General features: G+C 63.4%; 18 protein-coding genes and 1 pseudogene. 9 read left to right on the forward strand and 10 right to left on the reverse strand.

Annotation, left to right across the window (positions count from 1 at the left end):
- Positions 1–318 precede the first annotated feature (318 nt).
- Positions 319–1842 (forward strand): IS21 family transposase, encoded by a 1524-nt coding sequence (gene istA, locus HHL10_RS18795; protein ID WP_169161932.1) that lies wholly within the window; start codon positions 319–321, stop codon positions 1840–1842.
- Between the two features lie 24 nt (positions 1843–1866).
- Positions 1867–2655: an IS21-like element helper ATPase IstB gene (gene istB, locus HHL10_RS18800; protein WP_169161933.1), complete on the forward strand. Its 789-nt coding sequence runs from the start codon at positions 1867–1869 to the stop codon at positions 2653–2655.
- 560 nt (positions 2656–3215) lie between these two features.
- Here the strand turns inward: istB and HHL10_RS30620 are convergent.
- The 10 genes and pseudogenes from HHL10_RS30620 to HHL10_RS18855 form a co-directional block, all read right to left on the reverse strand.
- Positions 3216–4025 carry a Cthe_2314 family HEPN domain-containing protein gene (locus tag HHL10_RS30620; RefSeq protein ID WP_169161934.1) on the reverse strand — a complete coding sequence of 270 codons (810 nt, stop codon included), beginning with the start codon at positions 4023–4025 and terminating at the stop codon, positions 3216–3218.
- A 133-nt stretch (positions 4026–4158) separates the two neighbouring features.
- A protein-coding gene (locus tag HHL10_RS18810; protein WP_205833115.1) for an IS5 family transposase occupies positions 4159–4990 on the reverse strand; the annotation gives its coding sequence in 2 pieces (ribosomal slippage) (positions 4159–4626 and positions 4628–4990; 831 coding nt in all).
- A 242-nt stretch (positions 4991–5232) separates the two neighbouring features.
- Positions 5233–5565: a hypothetical protein gene (locus HHL10_RS18815; protein ID WP_169161936.1), complete on the reverse strand. Its 333-nt coding sequence runs from the start codon at positions 5563–5565 to the stop codon at positions 5233–5235.
- A gap of 142 nt (positions 5566–5707) precedes the next feature.
- Positions 5708–6445, reverse strand: a complete 738-nt coding sequence (locus HHL10_RS30250; RefSeq protein WP_205833116.1) for a DUF1949 domain-containing protein — start codon at positions 6443–6445, stop codon at positions 5708–5710.
- 295 nt (positions 6446–6740) lie between these two features.
- Positions 6741–7901, reverse strand: coding sequence for a hypothetical protein (locus HHL10_RS18825; protein WP_169161937.1), 1161 nt, complete (start codon positions 7899–7901; stop codon positions 6741–6743).
- A gap of 11 nt (positions 7902–7912) precedes the next feature.
- Positions 7913–8965: a DNA-methyltransferase gene (locus HHL10_RS18830; RefSeq protein WP_235971626.1), complete on the reverse strand. Its 1053-nt coding sequence runs from the start codon at positions 8963–8965 to the stop codon at positions 7913–7915.
- A gap of 299 nt (positions 8966–9264) precedes the next feature.
- On the reverse strand, positions 9265–9993 hold the full coding sequence (locus HHL10_RS18835; RefSeq protein WP_169161938.1) for a hypothetical protein: 729 nt from the start codon (positions 9991–9993) through the stop codon (positions 9265–9267).
- Between the two features lie 542 nt (positions 9994–10535).
- Positions 10536–12134 carry a ParB/RepB/Spo0J family partition protein gene (locus HHL10_RS18840; RefSeq protein ID WP_169161939.1) on the reverse strand — a complete coding sequence of 533 codons (1599 nt, stop codon included), beginning with the start codon at positions 12132–12134 and terminating at the stop codon, positions 10536–10538.
- 31 nt (positions 12135–12165) lie between these two features.
- Positions 12166–13282: pseudogene (locus tag HHL10_RS31385) on the reverse strand (ISAs1 family transposase); the annotation flags it as partial.
- Positions 13283–13327: 45 nt separating this feature from the next.
- Positions 13328–13702 (reverse strand): ParB/Srx family N-terminal domain-containing protein, encoded by a 375-nt coding sequence (locus HHL10_RS18855; protein WP_169161941.1) that lies wholly within the window; start codon positions 13700–13702, stop codon positions 13328–13330.
- Positions 13703–13989: 287 nt separating this feature from the next.
- Here HHL10_RS18855 and HHL10_RS18860 point away from each other — a divergent pair, with 287 nt between their 5' ends.
- The 7 genes from HHL10_RS18860 to HHL10_RS30255 all read left to right on the forward strand — a co-directional run bounded on the left by HHL10_RS18860 (position 13990) and on the right by HHL10_RS30255 (position 17908).
- Positions 13990–15039, forward strand: a complete 1050-nt coding sequence (locus HHL10_RS18860) for a TIGR03299 family phage/plasmid-derived protein (RefSeq protein ID WP_169161942.1) — start codon at positions 13990–13992, stop codon at positions 15037–15039.
- Between the two features lie 60 nt (positions 15040–15099).
- Positions 15100–15408, forward strand: coding sequence for a hypothetical protein (locus HHL10_RS18865; protein ID WP_169161943.1), 309 nt, complete (start codon positions 15100–15102; stop codon positions 15406–15408).
- 2 nt (positions 15409–15410) lie between these two features.
- Positions 15411–15551: a hypothetical protein gene (locus HHL10_RS18870; RefSeq protein WP_169161944.1), complete on the forward strand. Its 141-nt coding sequence runs from the start codon at positions 15411–15413 to the stop codon at positions 15549–15551.
- Complete coding sequence (locus HHL10_RS18875) at positions 15548–16165, forward strand: hypothetical protein (protein ID WP_169161945.1); 618 nt, start codon at positions 15548–15550, stop codon at positions 16163–16165. The genes HHL10_RS18870 and HHL10_RS18875 overlap by 4 nt, the downstream gene beginning before the upstream one ends.
- Positions 16166–16191: 26 nt before the next feature.
- Positions 16192–16503, forward strand: coding sequence for a hypothetical protein (locus tag HHL10_RS18880; RefSeq protein ID WP_169161946.1), 312 nt, complete (start codon positions 16192–16194; stop codon positions 16501–16503).
- Positions 16500–16784: a hypothetical protein gene (locus tag HHL10_RS18885; protein WP_169161947.1), complete on the forward strand. Its 285-nt coding sequence runs from the start codon at positions 16500–16502 to the stop codon at positions 16782–16784. Before HHL10_RS18880 ends, HHL10_RS18885 begins: the two co-directional genes overlap by 4 nt.
- 368 nt (positions 16785–17152) lie before the next feature.
- Entirely contained in the window at positions 17153–17908 is a 756-nt protein-coding gene (locus HHL10_RS30255; RefSeq protein ID WP_205833117.1) for a hypothetical protein, read from the forward strand.
- The last annotated feature ends 32 nt before the right edge of the window (positions 17909–17940 follow it).

The following is a 17940-nucleotide window of genomic DNA, read 5'->3' on the forward strand; positions in this document are numbered from 1 at the left end:
GTTTCCATCGTCCCAGTAGCGGCATAAGTTCTTACAGCCGCCGGGCGATGAGGTACCGCACTTACCCTTCGCGCTACCACACGCTGTAGACGGCCAGCAGCCCGGAGTGCGGCTGTCACTTTCCGCCGTATAGGCGCCACGGCGTTTTCGGCGTCATGGAGCCACGCGGTTTCCGCCGTAATGGAGCCACTTCGTTTTCGGCATATAGGAGCCACCCAGGGCTGACGGGCACCTCGATCTGAGCCCGGCCGCGTCGGTGCTGAAGTGCGTGCCATCCAGGCAAGCACGGAGGCAGCGATGGGCCGAAGGAGGTTCGAGATGTTCCAGTACCGATCCGTGCTGGCGCAGATCCGGCGCGGCGCTTCCGACCGCGAACTCGCACGCAGCCACGCCATGGGCCGGCGCAAGCTCGCCGAGTTCCGGGCGCTGGCCGCCATGCAGGGCTGGCTCGACGCCGAGGCGCCGCTGCCGGACGAGGCCCAGATCGCCGCGGCGCTGGAGCCGGCAAAGCAGGCCGCCAGCACCGTCTCGAGCCTGGAGTCGCACCGCCAGCGCATCCAGGAGTGGCTGGAGCAGTCGGTGCCCGCCACCGCGATCCTGGCGGCGCTCAAGCGCAACCACGGCTACCCGGGCAGCTACTCCTCGCTGTACCGGATGATCGTCTCCATCCGCGGCGAGACGCCGCCGGCGGCCACCGTGCCGCTGGCGTTCGCACCGGGCGAGGCGGCGCAGGTGGACTTCGGCGCCGGGCCGAAGCTGCTGCACCCCGACGGCAGCGTGCGGCGCACCTGGGCGTTCGTGATGACGCTGTGCTTCAGCCGCCACCAGTACGTCGAGTTCGTCTGGGACCAGACAGTGGCAACCTGGCTGGGCTGCCATCGCCGCGCCTTCGAGTGGTTCACGGCCGTGCCCAGGCGGCTGGTGATCGACAACGCCAAGTGCGCCATCAGCAAGGCCTGTATCCACGACCCGGTGGTGCAGCGCGCCTACGCCGAGTGCGCCGAGGGCTGGGGCTTCCGGATAGACCCTTGTCCCCCAGGCGACGCCCCTAAAAAAGGAATCGTCGAAGCGGGGGTCAAGTTCGTGAAGATGAACTTCCTGCCGCTGCGCGAGTTCCGCGACCTGGCTGACCTCAACGCGCAGGCCTGCGGCTGGGTGATGAACGAGGCTGGCCAGCGCGTGCACGGCACGACACGTCAGAAGCCGCTGACGCTGTTCGAGCTGGACCGGGCGCACATGCTGGAGCTGCCCGCCGTCGCGCCCGACCTGGGCACCTGGCACCGCGTCACGGTGCACCGCGACTGCCACGTCGCCCACGAGCGCGCGCTGTACTCGGTGCCGTTCACGCTGGTGGGCAAGACGCTGTGGCTGCGCGCCACCGACACCGCGGTGTTCGTCTACCACGAGCACCAGCTGGTGGCCACGCACCGGCGCGCGCAGCGCCCGGGCGAGCGCGTGAGCGTGCGCGATCACCTCCCGCCCGAGGCCCAGCTCTTCTTCGCCCACGACCGCGCCTGGTGCCTGCAGCAGGCGCGCGAGATCGGCACCGCGTGCGCCGAGCTCATCGAGCAGATGCTCACCGACCGCATCCTGGAGCGGCTGCGCGCCGCCCAAGGCGTGCTGCGCATGCGCGACACCTACGGCGCCGAGCGGCTCGAAGCCGCCTGCGCGCGGGCGCTGCTGCATGCCAGCCCGTTCTACCGCACGGTCAAGACCATCCTGGCCGGCGGCTACGACCGACAGCCGCTGAGCGTGGCCGAGCTTGGCCACGTGCACGCGCCCGGCGCACGCTTCGTGCGCAGTGCGCAGCTGCTGTTCGACCCCGACGCTCCGCGTCACTGACCTTCCTCTTGTGGAGTGCTTGCCATGAACCCCATGCCAGTGCTGAGCCCGCACCTGAAGCAGCTTCGCCTCTCGGGCATCCTCGACTCGCTGGAGGCGCGCAACCGCCAGGCCATCGAGTCCAAGCTCGCCTACACCGAGTTCCTCGCCTTGCTGGTGGAGGACGAGGTCGCGCGGCGCGAGCAGAAGAAGTTCGTCACCCGGCTGCGACGCGCCGCCTTCCGCAGCAGCAAGACGCTGGAGCAGTTCGACTTCGAGCGGCTGCCCGAGCTCAACCGCGCCCTGGTGCACGAGCTCGCCACCGGGCGCTACCTGGAGGAGAAGTCACCGGTCCTCATCGTCGGCCCGTGTGGAACGGGCAAAAGTCATCTGGCCCAGGCGCTGGGGCACTGCGCGGTGCGCCAGGGCGTGGACGTGGCCTTCATGACCTGCAGCCAGCTCACCGCCTCGCTCAACGCCGCCCGCGCCACCGGCGGCTACGAGCGCCGGCTGGCCAACCTGGCGCGCGTGCCACTGTTGATCATTGACGACTTCGGCCTGAAACCACTGCGCCCGCCGGCCGACGAGGACCTGCACGAGCTCATGGCCGAGCGCTACGAGAGCGTGGCCACCATCGTCACCAGCAACCTCGACTTCCAGGAGTGGGACCAGGCGTTCCCGGCCAACAAGCTGCTGGCCAGCGCCACGCTGGACCGCATGCGCCACAACGCCTACTGCCTGGTGCTCGACGGCACGAGCTACCGCGCACCGCGGCAACTCCCTACCGTCATCCACAACCGGCTTGCCAGCGGCTCAAAGGCCGCCCAAGCTTGAGGCCGTCACCGGTGTCCAAAAGAGCCCTTCGACGTGGCTCCTATATGCCGAAAAAGGCCGGCTCCTATATGCCGGAAAGTGACATGCGGCATTTCCCGGCGCCGCGGCTCGCGCAGGGACCGCCACACGATGACCTTCACTGTGCCGGTCTCGCCGTCCAGCGTCAAAGGGCCGACGCCTTTGGTGAGGCTGGTCGCGCACCCGCGCGGCGTGCCGCGCGGGCCAGGGCCACGCAGTAGCCCTCAATACGCGCCTCGTGTGCATCCGAGCTGCAGCTATATGCCTACTATGACACCCTGGCTGCTCGCCACACCGTCTACACCGCTGCGGTTGAACGCAACTCATCGCACTGGTCGAGGACCACTCGCAACTGAACGCTCATTGGCGCCGTGCCTTTCCAGCTCAACCCCGAACGCGAGGCCATCGTTGAGACGCACTCGCTTACCCCGAATAGCCTGTCTCTGGCTGCATACTCCAGGCGACAGGTACGTTGACGCTCGCCGTACGTCAGGCGGTAACTACCTTAACGGGCGCTGGGTTCACTTGAACAACTTTTGCATTCATCTCGCACGCAATTTATCTTTCTGATAGGTGTATATGGGGAGAATGGAGTCATAAAGCTGAAAAAGCTTTTCCTCAATATTGCCTAAATATATGCCAAGTTCTTCCCTTTTTGTTTCTAAGTAAGATTTTTTTATAATTCTCAATTCCTCCGGCTTTATGAATGAACCTTTGCCAACTTCTTTCGATAGGCGATCTGCACTGATGATCAAATTTAGTTTATCAAGCTGGTCTTCAGAGTGGCGACCATGGTGTATCACGGTATTCCTGATTAATCTATATCCATTGCAGGCCTTGTTGATATTCTTGAGCTTTTCGTCCAATTTAAACTTTTTTACATGCTCATTCGTAACCATAATGTTGTGGCTTATGGATTCGTTGCTAATACCTAGATCGAGTATTCTATTGACAAAAATCAGAGTCCTGTCATAAATTGACTGGACTCTTATAATGCAATTTTCAACAAGCATTTCTATGTATGCCTCATCTGATTGACCTGTCTCGCTAAATAATTCTACGTGGCTCACGTCTAGGAGCGACAGAGAAAGCTTTGTTTTCTCTGTCGACGATATAATAGTTGTCAGCGCCTTTGCGCAAGAAATTATGTAAAGATCTAGGTCGCTTTTTAGTTTTGGATGGACACCTCCATTGCTAGTTTCTGCCGACAATAGTGGACTTTCTTTGTCCAGAAGAATTTCAGTTTCAATTTTGTGCATGTATTTCTCGGTAAATATTGCGTCAATTCGACTTGGAAGCCTTGGGAACGTTCCCTCACTTCCGCCAACCGGCCAAGCCAGCTTGCCTCGCACGAGAACGTCGACTGTCCTCGTGATGAAAGAAGCCCACCCACATCAAGCGCCAATGAAGCGCTGCAGCTGGCGGCGCCATTGGCCGAGCCAATCTGTCAGCAGCAAGGCGGTATCGTCGAACCTGCCTTAGAGCCTATCCCATTAGGGAATTGGACCGCCAAACAACAAGGCCGCAGGCCAGATGCAGCATAGCCAGATAAGTGTCAGCCCGCTTTTCCCAACGTACCAATAGCCGGCGGAATCGATTGAGCCAACTGTGCGTTCTCTCGACTACCCAGCGGCGCGCCTTGAAACCAGCTTGTTTCTTCATGGCCTTGGCTTCCTCACCACGAGTGCGAATATGTGCAGTAAATCCAAACTCAAGCACAATGTCACGCACCTCGTCGTAGTCAAATCCCTTGTCCAGGCATAGCCTCTGGGGTTCATCGTAAATAGGTATGGGTCGTGGAATCACGATCGCCGACAACGTCGCCCTGGTCAGCTTCATGTCGTGACGATTCGCTCCCGCTACTTCCATCGCGATGGGCATGCCTGCTGCGTCCGTGAGCGTGCTGCGCTTGGTGCCTTCTTTGCCTCTGTCCGTAGGGTTGGGGCCGGTTTTTTTCCCCGCCCAAGGGCGCCTTGGTCATTGCGCCGTCCATGGCCAGCCAGTCCCAGTCAATGCCTTTGAGGACCTGATAATCCAACAAGCTCTGTCGCCAGAATTCCCGGAAAACGCCAGCTTCAGTCCATTCCAGAAAACGTCGATGGGCCGAGCTTGAAGAGCAGATTCCCGTGGCGCTCAAAGCATTCCACTGCATACCCGTGCGCAGTACCAACAAAATGGCATTCATTGCAGCCCGGTCCGGAACACGTGAGCGGTGACAGCCAAGAGGATGAGATGGTCGCTGTGGCAACAGAGGTTCAATCTTTTCCCACAGCTCGTCACTGATACGCCAGCCGTCGTCCTTCGTCACGAGTCCCATACTGACCTCCGACGCCAAACCTACGGCTTAGACTCATCCAAATGGGATAGGTTCTTAGCAAGCAATGCAGCCGTCAACGAGGGCAATTCGGTCTGAGCTGCTTGTCCCCGTTTTCTGTGGGCAAGTCTGGTAGTAAGCCACCGCAGCAGCTCGCAAGCCGTTGATACATAACAATTTTCCAGGGCTGCTCAAAAAACAAGCAACGTGCCGCTGCACGGGAAAACCAAAAGCCGTTTCCAGCCCTATTGCGTTTCCTGCTGTGCTGCCGCGTGGATGACCCCCACCATGCACCCGTCCTCACCGAACAGGATCGCGACACGGCGCGCAGCAGGACTTGAAGGCGAGCCCGCAACCGCACCCCACTGCAGCAGTCGCTGGCCGTTCGGGTAGCCCGTTTCGGCGGTGTGTGGTCCGAGCAGCGCGGTGGCGTCTGCGACCGTGGTGACGCCCGGCGTGAGGCGGTCCACCGGCGCGGCGCCATCGACGAGCCTGCCCGTGCCGCAGGCGGCCATGAGCACGGTGGCGGCAAGGGCAGCTGCGGCACGAGCCCAGCGTCGAATGCTTGTCAACTCCACGGCTCCCTCCTATGTCGTCATGTTCTTGTAATGCATTACTAGGCCGGCGGAGTTGGCCTTGAAGGCGAAGTTCACCCAGGCGATGGCTTGTATGAAACCGTGGCTTTTCTGGAACATGCGAGAGCAGTCCGGTGTGGCGGCGTCAGTGGTAGTTCTCGACGTATTCAACAACCTCGTCCACGGCCTTGGCATGGGACTCACCATCGGCGGTGTGCCAGCCGAGCTCCTTGACCATGCACTTTAGTTTGTACACGTCGAGCATGTGCCAGGTTTCCACCAGCCGCTCAAACTCGGCGCCGCCGTTGGCCAGGTATTCGTGGACCTCCCGGCGCACCAGCAGCGCGTCCATGCGCAGCACGCGCACGCAGTCTTCGAAGATGGCTTCGTCCACGCCGCGCAGCAGTGTGAGATCGAATTGGAACCGGCTGCCGTTGTAGAGCCCGAGCAAAAAACGCGCGACGCGGCCGCACTGGCCTGAGTTGCCCTTGGCGGTCTTGAACAGGCGTTGCAGCGCCTGGATGCCTACGTCCTCCAAGCCCTCGCGCCGGTCGGCCACCGAAGCGGTGGAATTTGCTTCGGCGAAGCGCTTGGCTTGTAGCGCATGTAGCTGCTCGGCGTCGGCCAGCGCCGCGGCTGGATCGCGCTTATCGTCTTCGAGGATGCGGGTGCGCAGCGCATAGGTGGTATCGGGGTCGTGAACCAGGGCTTGCGCCGCGCCGCGATAGTCGTGGGCGTCGAAATCGAATGCTGGTGCGATTGCGCGCACCTTGCCGCTGGTGAAGTCCTTCAGCAGTTGCTCGAACTCGGCCACCTGCTCTGCGGGAATCTGCAGCGTCATCGTGACCGGCGGCTGAAGCCTGGAGTAGTCGTCGGATGCCATGAAGAAACTCCCGGTAATGGCCGGTGGTGGCGGAGAGGCAGAGACGGATGCTAGACCAGTAACATCAGACCAGAACAGCGAATCGCGCCAGCATGGCCGCACTGCTTCCTGCGCAGACGGCGGGTGCTGTGTAAGGCTGGTGCGTTGGCTGGCACCGCCTTACCTGTCCCACCTACTTACCCCCAAAATCCTGTGCACAGGTCTGTTTGCAAGTGCCCGTGGCTCGCAACAAGTGGCTGAATCGGCAGGAGTTTTTATCGCTGCCCGAAATTAAGGCATTTCTCGACCAGCGCGTTCAGCCTTGCTCAGATCTGGGGGGCTGTTCCGCAGGTTCGGCAGTAACGGCCGGCGCTTCAATTGCAGCGGGTTCACTTATTACTTCCAAGTCGGCAGTTGGTTCTGGTAATTCAGCCGTTCCCGCTGCTGCAGCTGCAGTTTGGGCCTCTATGTCCGCAAAGAAGGCCATCACGCGGTCTCGGAGCGGAGCGTTCTGCTCGATGCGGGTGACGTAGTAAAGCAGCGCTTCGACGGCCACGCGTTGCTTAAGCGCGTCCCAGAGCCGCACGTGGCTCTGCATATCGGACCGCGATAGCGGCTCCAGCCCCATAGATTTCAAAGCCGTCCTAGCGGTAGGCGTAAAGTCCAAGGCAACCACTAGGCCAAGCGCTCCCTCATTCGCCACCTGTGTGGCGAAATCTTCAAAATCCGGCACTTCATCTTCCTTGATGATGTACTGCTTGACCTCAGCGGAAATCACCAACTGTTGGCCGTTAAGTGCATCGATGTCGCCGATGCGCCCCTCGCGCTTGCCTGCACTGCGTACCCGGGCAGTTTCAATCTGCAGGTGTGCGGCGTCGGCGCGGATATAGCCGAAAACTGTGCCTTGATATGCTGCGCCGCTTTTCTCACCACGGTGGCGGCTAGTAGATAAATCAAAATTTTGAAGAAATAATGAGAAACGCAGTGGTTCTCTGCGTAGCGCAGAAGTATCGCGAACGTGTGCGGGTAGTTGCTCTAAAACGAAAGCTTTGACGCGTTGTTCCAACGTATCTAGACTTTCATCAGTCATTGGCAGAAAACTTTCCAACCAATGCTGATAGTCACCCCAAGCTTGCGTAGCATGAGGCGCTGCCTTTGGGTAATCCAGCCGCTTATTGTCAATGCGAAGCCACCGAACGAAAGCCTCGTAGTACGGGCGAATACTTTGCGTTCGGTTCTCGCCTGGTATGGAAATGATGAGCGTATTAGCCCGACCCCCATCAGCGGTGACCGTCTGGCGCGGATATGCAGCGTAGAACTCGGCCATTGATGAAAAGCGGCCGTCGTGGCCGCGAACGCCACGAACGAGGTTCATCATCGCAATGAGAAGGCCTGGCAGGAAACGCCGTCGTCGCCGACTGTTGGTTTCTAGAAAGCTGTTTCTTACTTCTTCAAAAATCTCGTCGGCGGTGGACACGTTGCTTTTTATTAGGTGCTGATTTTGATCTGCGACAGCCTGGGAATGGCTTGGTGGGCCATGGTTAAGTACTGTACGTCGCGCTCGGTTCCGATAGCGGAAAGGCCGAGGTTAGCAGCCGCTGCAAGCGTTGAGCCGCTGCCACAAAACGGGTCATAGACAACACCACGGGATAGCGGCAAAACGCCACGGACGATGTAGCGCATCAATTTCTGTGGCTTGAGCGAAGGATGCGGGGCTAAGTCACGCTCTGGGGAGCGTGCTGGTGCAGCCTCAAAAATGTCGCGGAAGGGCTCATCGTCAGAGATACGGCGAAAGCCACCCGTGCCCCATTTGCGCAGGTTCTGGGCTACGGTTTTTTCGGAAATGGGCTTGCGGAACAGTCCCCAAGGCTCCCAACTGGAGCGAGGCATGACCGAAACGTCGGAAAACTCGGTTTCAGCGCCTTTGGGGCGGTCACCACCGCGCAGTGTCTTGACGATACGGATCAGTTCGCCGCGCTTCTCCATGCCTGAGGTTTCACAGGCATAGAACACTGTCGTTGAAAGCAGCGGGTTGGCAGCAATAACTAAGTGACCGCCAGGCACCAAAATGCGCTGAGTTTGGTACGCAAACGCCTTGAAAAAGGTGTTTAGCTTCTCGCGTTCCTTGGGCGTGAGGACAGTAAAGCGAGGCAGTGGGCTACGCTGGGAGCCGTCGAACGAGGGCGGGATACGCCAGAGGCCACCTTGACCCTGGCGCATCTTGTCGTGGTCTTTGTCCTCGTACTCGACCAGGGCATACGGAGGGTCGGTGACGATGGCGTGCACGGAGTTTTCGTCGCGCTGAGCCATCCACTGGAGCGCGTCAGCAAGCACTAGCTCGATCCCCGGGAGGGGATGCAAGTGCGGGAACTCTACGGGCTCGACTGCTGGAGCCGTGACGACTGGCTCAGCAGCGCCAGCGACCTGTCGGGGAGCTTTTAGGGTTTTGGGGGACTGCATTGTGGGCGGCATTATTACGTTTTGACCTTCAAGGAGAGCGCCGATAAACACGCAGATCAGTGCGTCATCGGCGGATTGCATCGAGTGGTGTTCCTTCGGAGTTCCGTGGCACCAGTAGGGCGCAGTGCGGGCCTGCCAAGCGTGCTAGACCAGCGATGCCGGCCCATGTGGGCCTGTTAGGCAAGTACGGCCACGTTGATGCTGTGCGGACGGCGGGCGCTGGGCGAGGCCTGCACGCTGGCTAGATCACTCCCGCTGCGAGCATCGAGGGCGTTGTCTGTATTGCGCAGGCTCTCGGCCATGGCCAAGAACGCTGCACGCTTGTCGCGGCGCACGCGGAAGTCGCTATCGACCACTTCGTTGACGCGTGCCCATTGATTTCACGCAAAGCTGCGACCCAGCCCGACCGTCGTGTTGCTGGACGGGAACGAGTCGGCGTTGCGCACCAAGTCGTCCCACGTTGCGCCGAACTCGACTTCATCAAAGCGCGAGTGCTTGCCCGTGAGCGCCCTGCGCTCCAGCTGCAGCGCCTGCTCAAGCAGCTCGGGATGCTTGCCGGCCAACCACCAAAGCTCCCAGACCTTGGACGCCGGGCACATCAAGCAGGCCGACTTGATCGGCACCATCGCCGGCCCCAGCACCTGCACGATCGCGCGCACGCAATCCTGGCGGTGCCAGCCAATCAACTGCAGCAGGTGCAGGTAGTCGAAATTGCGGTCGCTGGCCGGCGCCTTGTGCGAGCGGCGCAAATCTGCGCGGCCGCAGTCGTAGCCGATGAGCTTTACGATGCGCAGGCTCTGGTGTGGCGCGGCGATCTGGATGAGGCTCTCACCTTGATTGACGTGCGGCACTCTGGGCCAGCGCCTGCAGCCACAGCGGGTGCGGCGGCCTCCTGTCGGGGCGCGGCTCACGCCCATCAGCAACTGGTCCTGCGGCGCCGTCTTCCACTCGGAGCCGCAGAGCTTGACGCCGGCCGAAGTGCTAGAGGAGCTGGCGCGGACGTGGCCTGCCATGGCGGCGCCGCCGCCGCCGTTGGTGCTGAGCGTGTTCAAAGCCGTGGTGGCGGACAAGCTCGAGCGGGCGAGCAATCGCGCCGTGAAGCTGTCCATGGAACTGCACGCCAACAGCGCGCCTTACTACGTCCCGGCCGGCCTGCCTTGCTGCGACATAGGCGAACAATTCACGACAACGGGAGGGGGCGCCGGCAAGGCTGCAGGGGTAGCAGATGGTGCGCCGGCAACGGCTGGAATGAGCGCCGCCACGACGAGGCCGGCCGCTTCGATAAGCGCGGCAATGACCGGGGAATGCAGGAACGAGTGCATAAAGTTTCTTTAAGAAATCCGCCCCCGGTTCCTGTCGCCATTATATCTGTGGCTTCGGGGTGTCGAACGGGTCGATGTCGCTGAACGTGCGGGAGGGGCGGAGGCTATGCTGACGATGCCCTCTGGCGCCACGGTGGCGGCCAGAGACGGAGTGAGGTCTCAAGCGATTCATCGAGACTTCGACGCGCTGTTCGAGCGCGTTGCTGCCCGTCTTTAAGCGTGCGGTGACATCGATCTCGTTGGACAGCGCCGGCAGGCGGTGAGCTATGCGGCCGGCTGCATCTCCGGGCGGCCCAGCTCCCCGTCTTGCAGCAGGGGCCGGCGCGGCTTCAGCCCTTGGCCCGCAGCACGGGCGGCAGCCACCGCTTGCCCTGCAGCCGCTGCTGGGCCAGCGCGACGGCGTCGCCCTTCTTCAGCCCTTCCAGACCCGACGCCGCCTCAGCGCCTGCGCCCTCGCGCACCGCTTCGATGACCTTGGCCTTGGGGACCGAGTTCAAGTAGTTCTCGCCGGTGGCCATCCACCAATGCGACATGTCGAGGTCCACGGCGGCGGCGATGGCGTCCGCGATGGGCTGCGGCGCCTCGCGGCTTTGCACCGCGTTGAGCGTGCACGCGGTGCACACGGCCAGCAGGTCCAGCACCTGCGAATCGTTGGCCTTCAGCAGCCAAGCCAGCAGGTCTTGCGCCTGGCGGGGCAGGCGCTCGCTCCAACGCTGGCGGTGAGCGTCCAGTTCCTGCTGTGCGCGGCACTCGGCCAGATCGGGACCTTCCTTGCGCATATCCGTCACGTCGGCACGAATTTCGACCGGATCGTCTTCCCGGCCGTACAGGGATGCAAGGCCGGTTCGCAATGCAAGCTGCCATGCCAGCACGCGCAGCGCCACGCTCGGGTTACCTGCTAGCATGGCGCGAAGCGCCGCTGTCCGGTGCGCCGACAACTGGCGCAGCAGCTTTTCCGAAAATTCGGCCTTGGGCGGCTTGGGTGAGGTGGCGCTGCCCGTGCTGGCGCTGCCAGATGCCACTGCCCCACCTTGCGCAGCCTGTGCCTTGCGGTCCTCGACGCGCACCAACCCCCGCAGCACGGCCAGTTCGCCGCGCTGATCGACATACACCACCGCACCGGCCAGCGGCAGATCGCGCGGGTCGATCTGCTGCAGGGTCTGCTCAATCGCCTCGCGCTCGGCCTCGGCCCGCTGCTGCTGCGCTTCCAGCGCGTCGATGGCCGCGCTGTCGGCTCCGAGGTCCAAGTTCTCGATCTGGTCGCCCAGCTCGGACACCAGCGCCTCGATGGCGTCGAGCCGCTGCTGCTGTTCCTCGCTCGGGCCCACGTCGAGCGTGCGGCAGTGGTCGAACGCCTGCCGGTCGGTGTAGCTGAAGCTGGTACGGACTTCGACCCACTGCCAGCAGCCTTCGGAGCGCACGGCTTCGGCTTCGCGCTCCAGGCGTTCCAGCGCCAGCCGCTCCAGCAGCGCCAACTCCGTCATATAGCCGGGCGAGTTTTCATCGTCGGAAAATAGATCGCGGCGAATATTCCCGCCTGCTGCCTCATAGGCGGCAAAGCCCACGAACTGCGCCAGCGGGTTATTCAGCGGCACATCGCGCTCGGTCAGTTTGCGGCGCAGGTTGTGCGCCGACCGCTCCCAGGACGAGGAGCCTTCCCAAACCTGTTCCTGCAAAGAATGATCGTCAGTAAGGGTCAAAGCCATCAACTGTTCCAGCTCAATCTTGTCGTCCCGGTACAGTGCCATGAGCTTCGGGCTGATCTTGGCAAGTTTCAGCCGGCGCTCCACTGTAAGCGGGCTGATGCCCCAGGCGTCGGCAATTTGCCCAACCGTCTTGCCCAATTCAATTAAGGTAGCGAAAGCGTCAAACTGGTCTGCGCCGTGGAGAGGTTCACGCCCGCAGTTTTCGGCCAGGGATACCGACACCGCATCCTCTTGCGACACCTCCCAGGGCTGTTCACTTCTCCCAAATGCCTGCGTAGTTGAGCACCTTGTCGAGCGAGAGCGCATTGCGGTACAGGGCCTGGGAGATATTGCGCTCACCGTTGCCGCGCAGCAGGTTCAGCGCGAGTTGGCGTAGACAGGCGAAGACGCCGGGATTGCGGCGGATGCGGCTGGCGTCCTCAGCCATGGTGGTGTCGAGCACATGATGCAGGCTGTTCTCGATGCTCCAGTGTTTGCGTACGAGGCGGGCGAACTCACGGGCGGTCACCTTGGTGCTGCTGAGCGTGCTGAGGTAGTACGCCGGGGCCTGAGCGCGGGGGACGAAGCGAGCTGTGGCGGTATCAAACACCTCGGTGGTGCGGCGTACCTCGATGAGGGTAAGGAAGTGGTCGTGCCAGGGCTCCACGCCGCTGCCCGGGGGCAGTGCCCACACCCGCACCTCGCGCTGCTCGATTCGGTTGCGCTGCCCGACATCGCAGTCATAGGCGCAGTCGGCGGCCGGGCGTTGCTGCGCGTGTTTGTGCATGGCGTTATGCAGTCGGGGCTGGTTGGCTTTGAGCTGGCACAGCAAGTGCGCCCCAGCAGCTGTTACCTGATCAACTGTTTTTTTGCAGGTGTAGCGCGTCCAACGTGAAGATGCACCCGGCCAAATCCAGTTCTTCGATGAGCCGTTGCACGGCAGGAATCTCGTGGTCCTTGCCTTCGCCCTCGATGAGCACGTGCCCCAACACCAAGCGCTCATGGACTGCCAGCGCGCTGAGCACCTGAGCGGCCTTGCGATCCTCGAACTGGTCCAAGCTGCCGCGCAACGTCTTGCCGTCCATCGCCACGAGCGCACGCTGCACCGGCGCCTCGGGTGCGTCGCACAGTTGCTCCTCAGCCATCAAGCGCATTGCCTGCTCCAACTCTGCCGCATCGAGTCCCTGCAGGATCTTTCGTATCCCGGTGTAGGCCGGCGCGCGCCTCCAAGCGCTGCCAAATACCTCGTTGAGCCGCTGCCAGTGCGTGTCGATGAACAGGTGGATCTTGCGGTACGACGTCGCCCCGGAAGCCACCGCCAGCACGCAGTACAGCAGTGCGTGCACGAGGTCGTAGCGCTTGCCTTGTGCCCGGCGCGGGTCGCTCACCGTCGCCAGGCATTCCTTCAACGTCTTCATCCACTTGCCGTCATTGCATTACCAGCTCGCCATTATCCTTGGCAGAAGTGAACAGCCCTGCGACACCTCCAGGCAGCGCACCGGAAAATCTGCGTCGATCTTGCCCTGAGTGAAAAGCAGGTTCAGGGCTTCCAGGCGGCGGCCACCGGCGACGACCCCATAGCGCCCGGTGGGCTTGGACGCCTTCTTGCCCGAGAACTCGGCGCGCACGATGAGGTTTTGCAGCAGGCTCTGCGAGTAGATCAGCGCCGCCAACTCTTCGACACTGCGCGCCGGGGTTTTGCGGCGGACATTGAGGGCGTCGCGGAACAAGTGCTTCAGAGATACGGTTATCTCCCGGCCTTGCACCCGCTTGATCGCTTCGACAATCTGAGTTTGTTCAGAGAGATCCATGTGCTGCTCCAAAAAGGCCGGGACACGAGCCCGGCAATGAGGGTGCGAACCAGCCGGGAGAGCGCCCGGCGCGCCGGCCCTTGCTTTTGATAGAGCCGATGCCTAAATATATCGCATGCTGTCGGCTCGATGATAAATAGCAGTGAACTCTTACAAGTCAAACGATATTGAACTGTCTTTAATGGGCATTTGGCCTATATTTGAGCCATGGAAGCAGCCAAGACATCACACGCCAGCCTGAAGTTTTGCTGAGTCCTATCCGCAACTTTCTGCTTGGAGATTTCCAAATGGCTCACTTGATCGACACCACTACCGGCCGCGCCGCTATCGCTTTCGTCGGAGAGGCCCCCTGGCACAAGCTGGGGCAGCGCCTGACGGCCGGCGCCGATCTCGAAACGTGGCACCGCGAAGCCGGGCTGGCCTACAGCGTGGAGCGCACGCCCGTCCTGTTCCAGCGCGCCCATGCCGGCGCCGCCGACCGCAACGAGGCGATGGAAGGGCGGGACGTGCTCTATCGCTCCGACACGGGCGCCGCGCTCAGCGTCGTGAGCGGCGGCTATCAGGTCGTGCAACCGGGTGAGGTGCTGGACTTCTTCGGCAAGCTGGCGGAAGCCGGCGGCTTCGTGCTGGAGACGGCCGGCGCCCTTTCACACGGCAAGCGGGTGTGGGGGCTGGCGCGTGTGAACGACGGCGCGCCTGTCGTTGGGCAGGACACGGTGCGCCCGTATCTGCTGCTGGCGACCTCCTATGACGGCACGATGGCCACCACCGCCAAGTTCACCGCAATCCGCGTGGTCTGCAACAACACGCTGACCATGGCCGCGGGTTCTGAAACTGGTGTGCAGTCCGAGCAGGACACCACGGAAGGCCCGGTTGTGCAGTGCGTGCGCGTGCCGCACATGAAGAAGTTCGACGCGGGCGCCGTGCGCCAGCAACTCGGCATCGTGCTCACCGCGTGGGATCGCTGGCTGGTGCAGGCGCGGCTGCTGGCCCAGGTGGACGTGACGGAGGCGCAGGCCGACAAGTTCGCGGCCGACCTGCTGCTGTCGGTCCAGGCCGCGCCCAAGGGCCGGCCGCTGTCCGACGTGCGCGCGAGCCGCAGCTACAAGCGGCTGATGGACCTGTTCGGCGGCGCGCAGATCGGCGCCGACCTCTGCGGCACGCGCAGCGCGTGGGCGCTTCTCAACGCCGTCACCGACTACGTGGACCACGAGCGCGGGCGCAGCGACGACACGCGCATGACCAGCGCATGGTTCGGCGCCGGCGAGGGGCTGAAGCTGCGTGCGTGGGAGGCGGTGCGTGCCCTGGCCCAGCAAGCCGGCGCTATCGCGGCCTGACGCCTGCGGGGCCGGCGCCACACCGGCCCCCTCAGCACAGCCCATCGCAGGAGCAACAGCATGCGAACTGAGCTCGAATCGAGCGCGGTGCCGGTGCGCTTCCTGGCACTGGAGCACCTGCGCGTGATCCTGGGCAGTGCCGCCATGTTCGCCAGGAACACGGCACTGCGGCGCGCGGGGTGGCTGCCTGCGGCCATCACCGGCAGCGCACCGCGCCGCAAGGGCGGCGAGGTCGGGCGCTGGGAGGACTGCCGCGAGTTCCGCCGCTTTGGCGATGAAGCCCGCCGCCTCCTGGCAGCGGGCGACCGAAGCGCCGCTGCCGACGCCCTCAGCAAGCTGGCTGACCTCCAGCGCACCGCGGAACGCTGACCATGGACACCCTGACCGATCTTCACCAGCGGGCCGAGGCCGAGCGTGCGCTGCTGGCGCAGTTCAGCCCGATGGAGCTTGGCCGCATCGCGCTGGGCTCTCCTTCCCTTGTCTCCATCACCCACCACCTGGAGCAGCCATGAACACCGATCCTGTACTTGCCGGCTTCGACAGGTTCATGACCGCCGTGCGCGGTATCGACGCCCGGCACATTGCCCAAGCGCTCAACGCGTTCACGCCTGGCACGGACTGGCGCGGCTGCTCGAAGTACCGCATGGCCGAGTGCTACGGGATGGCGGTGGCGGACTGCAGCCCGGGCGTGTTCGATCTCGCCGCGGCGGCCCTGCGCACCCTGGATCTCGCCGCGCTGTCGATGCGGGCGCAGGCCTGCGCCGAGGGGCGCGCGGGTTGGAGTGGCCTCGATCCCTGGAAAGCCACGCCGCCGGCGGCCACCACGGCCGAGATCGCAGCCGAGGTCTTCAAGGCCCCGCTGCTTGCCAGCGTGCGGCAAGAGCTGCACGACGTGTCGCGCTCGCTGCTGCGCACCGAGGACAAGCTGCGCGAAGCCCAGCAGCAGGTGAAAGACCTGCAGGAGCACAACGCCGCGCTGCTGGCGCTGGTGGAGCAGGCGGCCGCCCCGGGCGGCATCGGCGAGCATGAATTCGCCCGCCCCGGCGGCTGGCGCGAGCGGGCGCTGCGCGCTATCCCCGCGCCTGGTGCCCTGGCCGGGACGCACGAGGACCACGCGCCAGCCTGACCTGACCTTCTTCACCGGGGAGCGCCATGTACTACATCGAGAAATACCGGGGCACCGACAGCCCGGAGACGGATAACAACCGGCACAGCTGGGAAGCGGCTTTAGGCCTGAAGTCCGGCCGCTCCTACTTTGATGCGCAAGACGACGACGAAGCGCGCGAGAAGTTCGACGCCGAGCTCAAGCGCACGCGCTGCGGCTTCTTCCGCCTGTCGTGCTTCGCTGGCTTCGGCTACGGCATCCATGCACGGCAAGTCACGACCAAGGACTTCAGCAATCCCCACGCCGCGCCCGGTGCTGCTGGAGCCGGGCACCAGGCCGGCAGGAGAAAAGAAACATGAACGCCAGCCTCCCAGGTGCCACAGGCCAGTGCTGCCGTTGCCAGCACTGGCAGCGCCGCGGCGGCACGCTGGCGCCGGCGGCCATGGGCTGCAGGGCCTTCGAGCGCGAGCAGCCCGAGCGCACCGCAGCGCTGCTCGCTACCGTGGCCGTGGAGCGCTCCAGCCGCGGGGTCTGCCCCGTGTGCGAGCCGCTGCCCGACGAGCCTGATTCCTTCATCGCGCGGGATCTGCCGCTGGTGTCCGCGTCCGCCTTGCCTTCCACAGATATAGAAAGGCTCTGAAATGGCGTCATCCACTTCAACGACTGCGTGCAGCGCTTTCCGGCCGCCGTGCGCGGCATCGCAGGCACTGCCCGCCCGGCATGCTGCCTTGACCGATTCTGCGCACGCCGTGGGCACCCGCTCTGCGCAAGTCTGCTTGGTGTCTCACCAAGAGTTCCGGCAGGCACTGCGGCGGGCTGGCCACGGGCTCGCCGCAGCCCTTGCCTACCGCTACGACGCGCGGTGCGATGAAACCGTCTGGACGGTCAACGGCCAGCCCATTGGGCTGACGGTGGGCCGCGTTGGCTCCACCAGCGCCTGTTATCTCGCAGCACTGCCAAGCACCGATCTGTTTTCAACCGGAGCCAGCAATGGATGAAGAATCAACCATGAGAGACAACGGCGACAAACACCGGTTGCAGCGCCTTGAAGCACTGTACGAGGCCGTGTGCAACTGGGCCGGCGAGCGCGAGGTGCGCCACCCCAGCGACGGTGCACTGCTCAAGGCCTTGTGGACCTTCGATGGCGACTACACAGGGCCATGCCCGGGATGCGATGCCGAGTGCGACGAGCCCTGCGCGCAAGCGTGCAGCGTGGCTGAAGCGCACGCGCGCATCGACGCCGAGGTGCGTTCACGGGAGCAGGCAATCCGCGCCGAGCAGCAGGCCCGGGACGGACTGCACACGGCCGCACGCACGGCCTTGCTGGCGCTGCAGGATGACGAAGCCGGCGAAGCCATGCGCCGCCTTGCGGTGGTGCTGCTGCGCGGCGCATTGAAGCCTGCCGCGCGCCAGCGGCGCAGCGCCGCTCATGCCGACCCGCAGTTGCAGCCGCTGCTCGCCGTGCGCGACGTGCTGGCCGAGCGCCAGCGGCAGCTCGATGTCGAGGGCTGGACACCGGAGCACGACGACCAGTACACCGAGGGAGAGCTCGCGGTGGCCGCCGCCTGCTACGCCGCCAGCAGCATCGACCCAGACGAGGTGGCGAAGGAGCCGCCACGGCTTTGGCCCCTGCCGGCGCAGTGGTGGAAGCCTTCGACCGCGGAGCGGATGTTGGAAATGGCGGGTGGGCTGCTGCTGGCAGAGATGGAGCGGCGCCGGCGCATGCGCCTCACTTTTACTGACAGCGAAGAGGAGCGGCCGTGAGCATTCCAGCCAGCACAGGTACGCTTTCCGCA

The organism is Azohydromonas caseinilytica, from assembly GCF_012927045.1.
In the GTDB taxonomy this organism is placed as follows: Bacteria; Pseudomonadota; Gammaproteobacteria; order Burkholderiales; family Burkholderiaceae_C; genus Azohydromonas; species Azohydromonas caseinilytica.

Coding starts and splice junctions, on each gene's coding strand:
- istA (WP_169161932.1), top strand. CDS start 319: ATGTTCCAGTACCGATCCGTGCTGGCGCAGATCCGGCGCGGCGCTTCC.
- istB (WP_169161933.1), top strand. CDS start 1,867: ATGAACCCCATGCCAGTGCTGAGCCCGCACCTGAAGCAGCTTCGCCTC.
- HHL10_RS30250 (WP_205833116.1), bottom strand. CDS start 6,445: ATGGCATCCGACGACTACTCCAGGCTTCAGCCGCCGGTCACGATGACG.
- HHL10_RS18830 (WP_235971626.1), bottom strand. CDS start 8,965: ATGCAATCCGCCGATGACGCACTGATCTGCGTGTTTATCGGCGCTCTC.
- HHL10_RS18835 (WP_169161938.1), bottom strand. CDS start 9,993: ATGGACAGCTTCACGGCGCGATTGCTCGCCCGCTCGAGCTTGTCCGCC.
- HHL10_RS18855 (WP_169161941.1), bottom strand. CDS start 13,702: ATGGATCTCTCTGAACAAACTCAGATTGTCGAAGCGATCAAGCGGGTG.
- HHL10_RS18860 (WP_169161942.1), top strand. CDS start 13,990: ATGGCTCACTTGATCGACACCACTACCGGCCGCGCCGCTATCGCTTTC.
- HHL10_RS18865 (WP_169161943.1), top strand. CDS start 15,100: ATGCGAACTGAGCTCGAATCGAGCGCGGTGCCGGTGCGCTTCCTGGCA.
- HHL10_RS18870 (WP_169161944.1), top strand. CDS start 15,411: ATGGACACCCTGACCGATCTTCACCAGCGGGCCGAGGCCGAGCGTGCG.
- HHL10_RS18875 (WP_169161945.1), top strand. CDS start 15,548: ATGAACACCGATCCTGTACTTGCCGGCTTCGACAGGTTCATGACCGCC.
- HHL10_RS18880 (WP_169161946.1), top strand. CDS start 16,192: ATGTACTACATCGAGAAATACCGGGGCACCGACAGCCCGGAGACGGAT.
- HHL10_RS18885 (WP_169161947.1), top strand. CDS start 16,500: ATGAACGCCAGCCTCCCAGGTGCCACAGGCCAGTGCTGCCGTTGCCAG.
- HHL10_RS30255 (WP_205833117.1), top strand. CDS start 17,153: ATGAGAGACAACGGCGACAAACACCGGTTGCAGCGCCTTGAAGCACTG.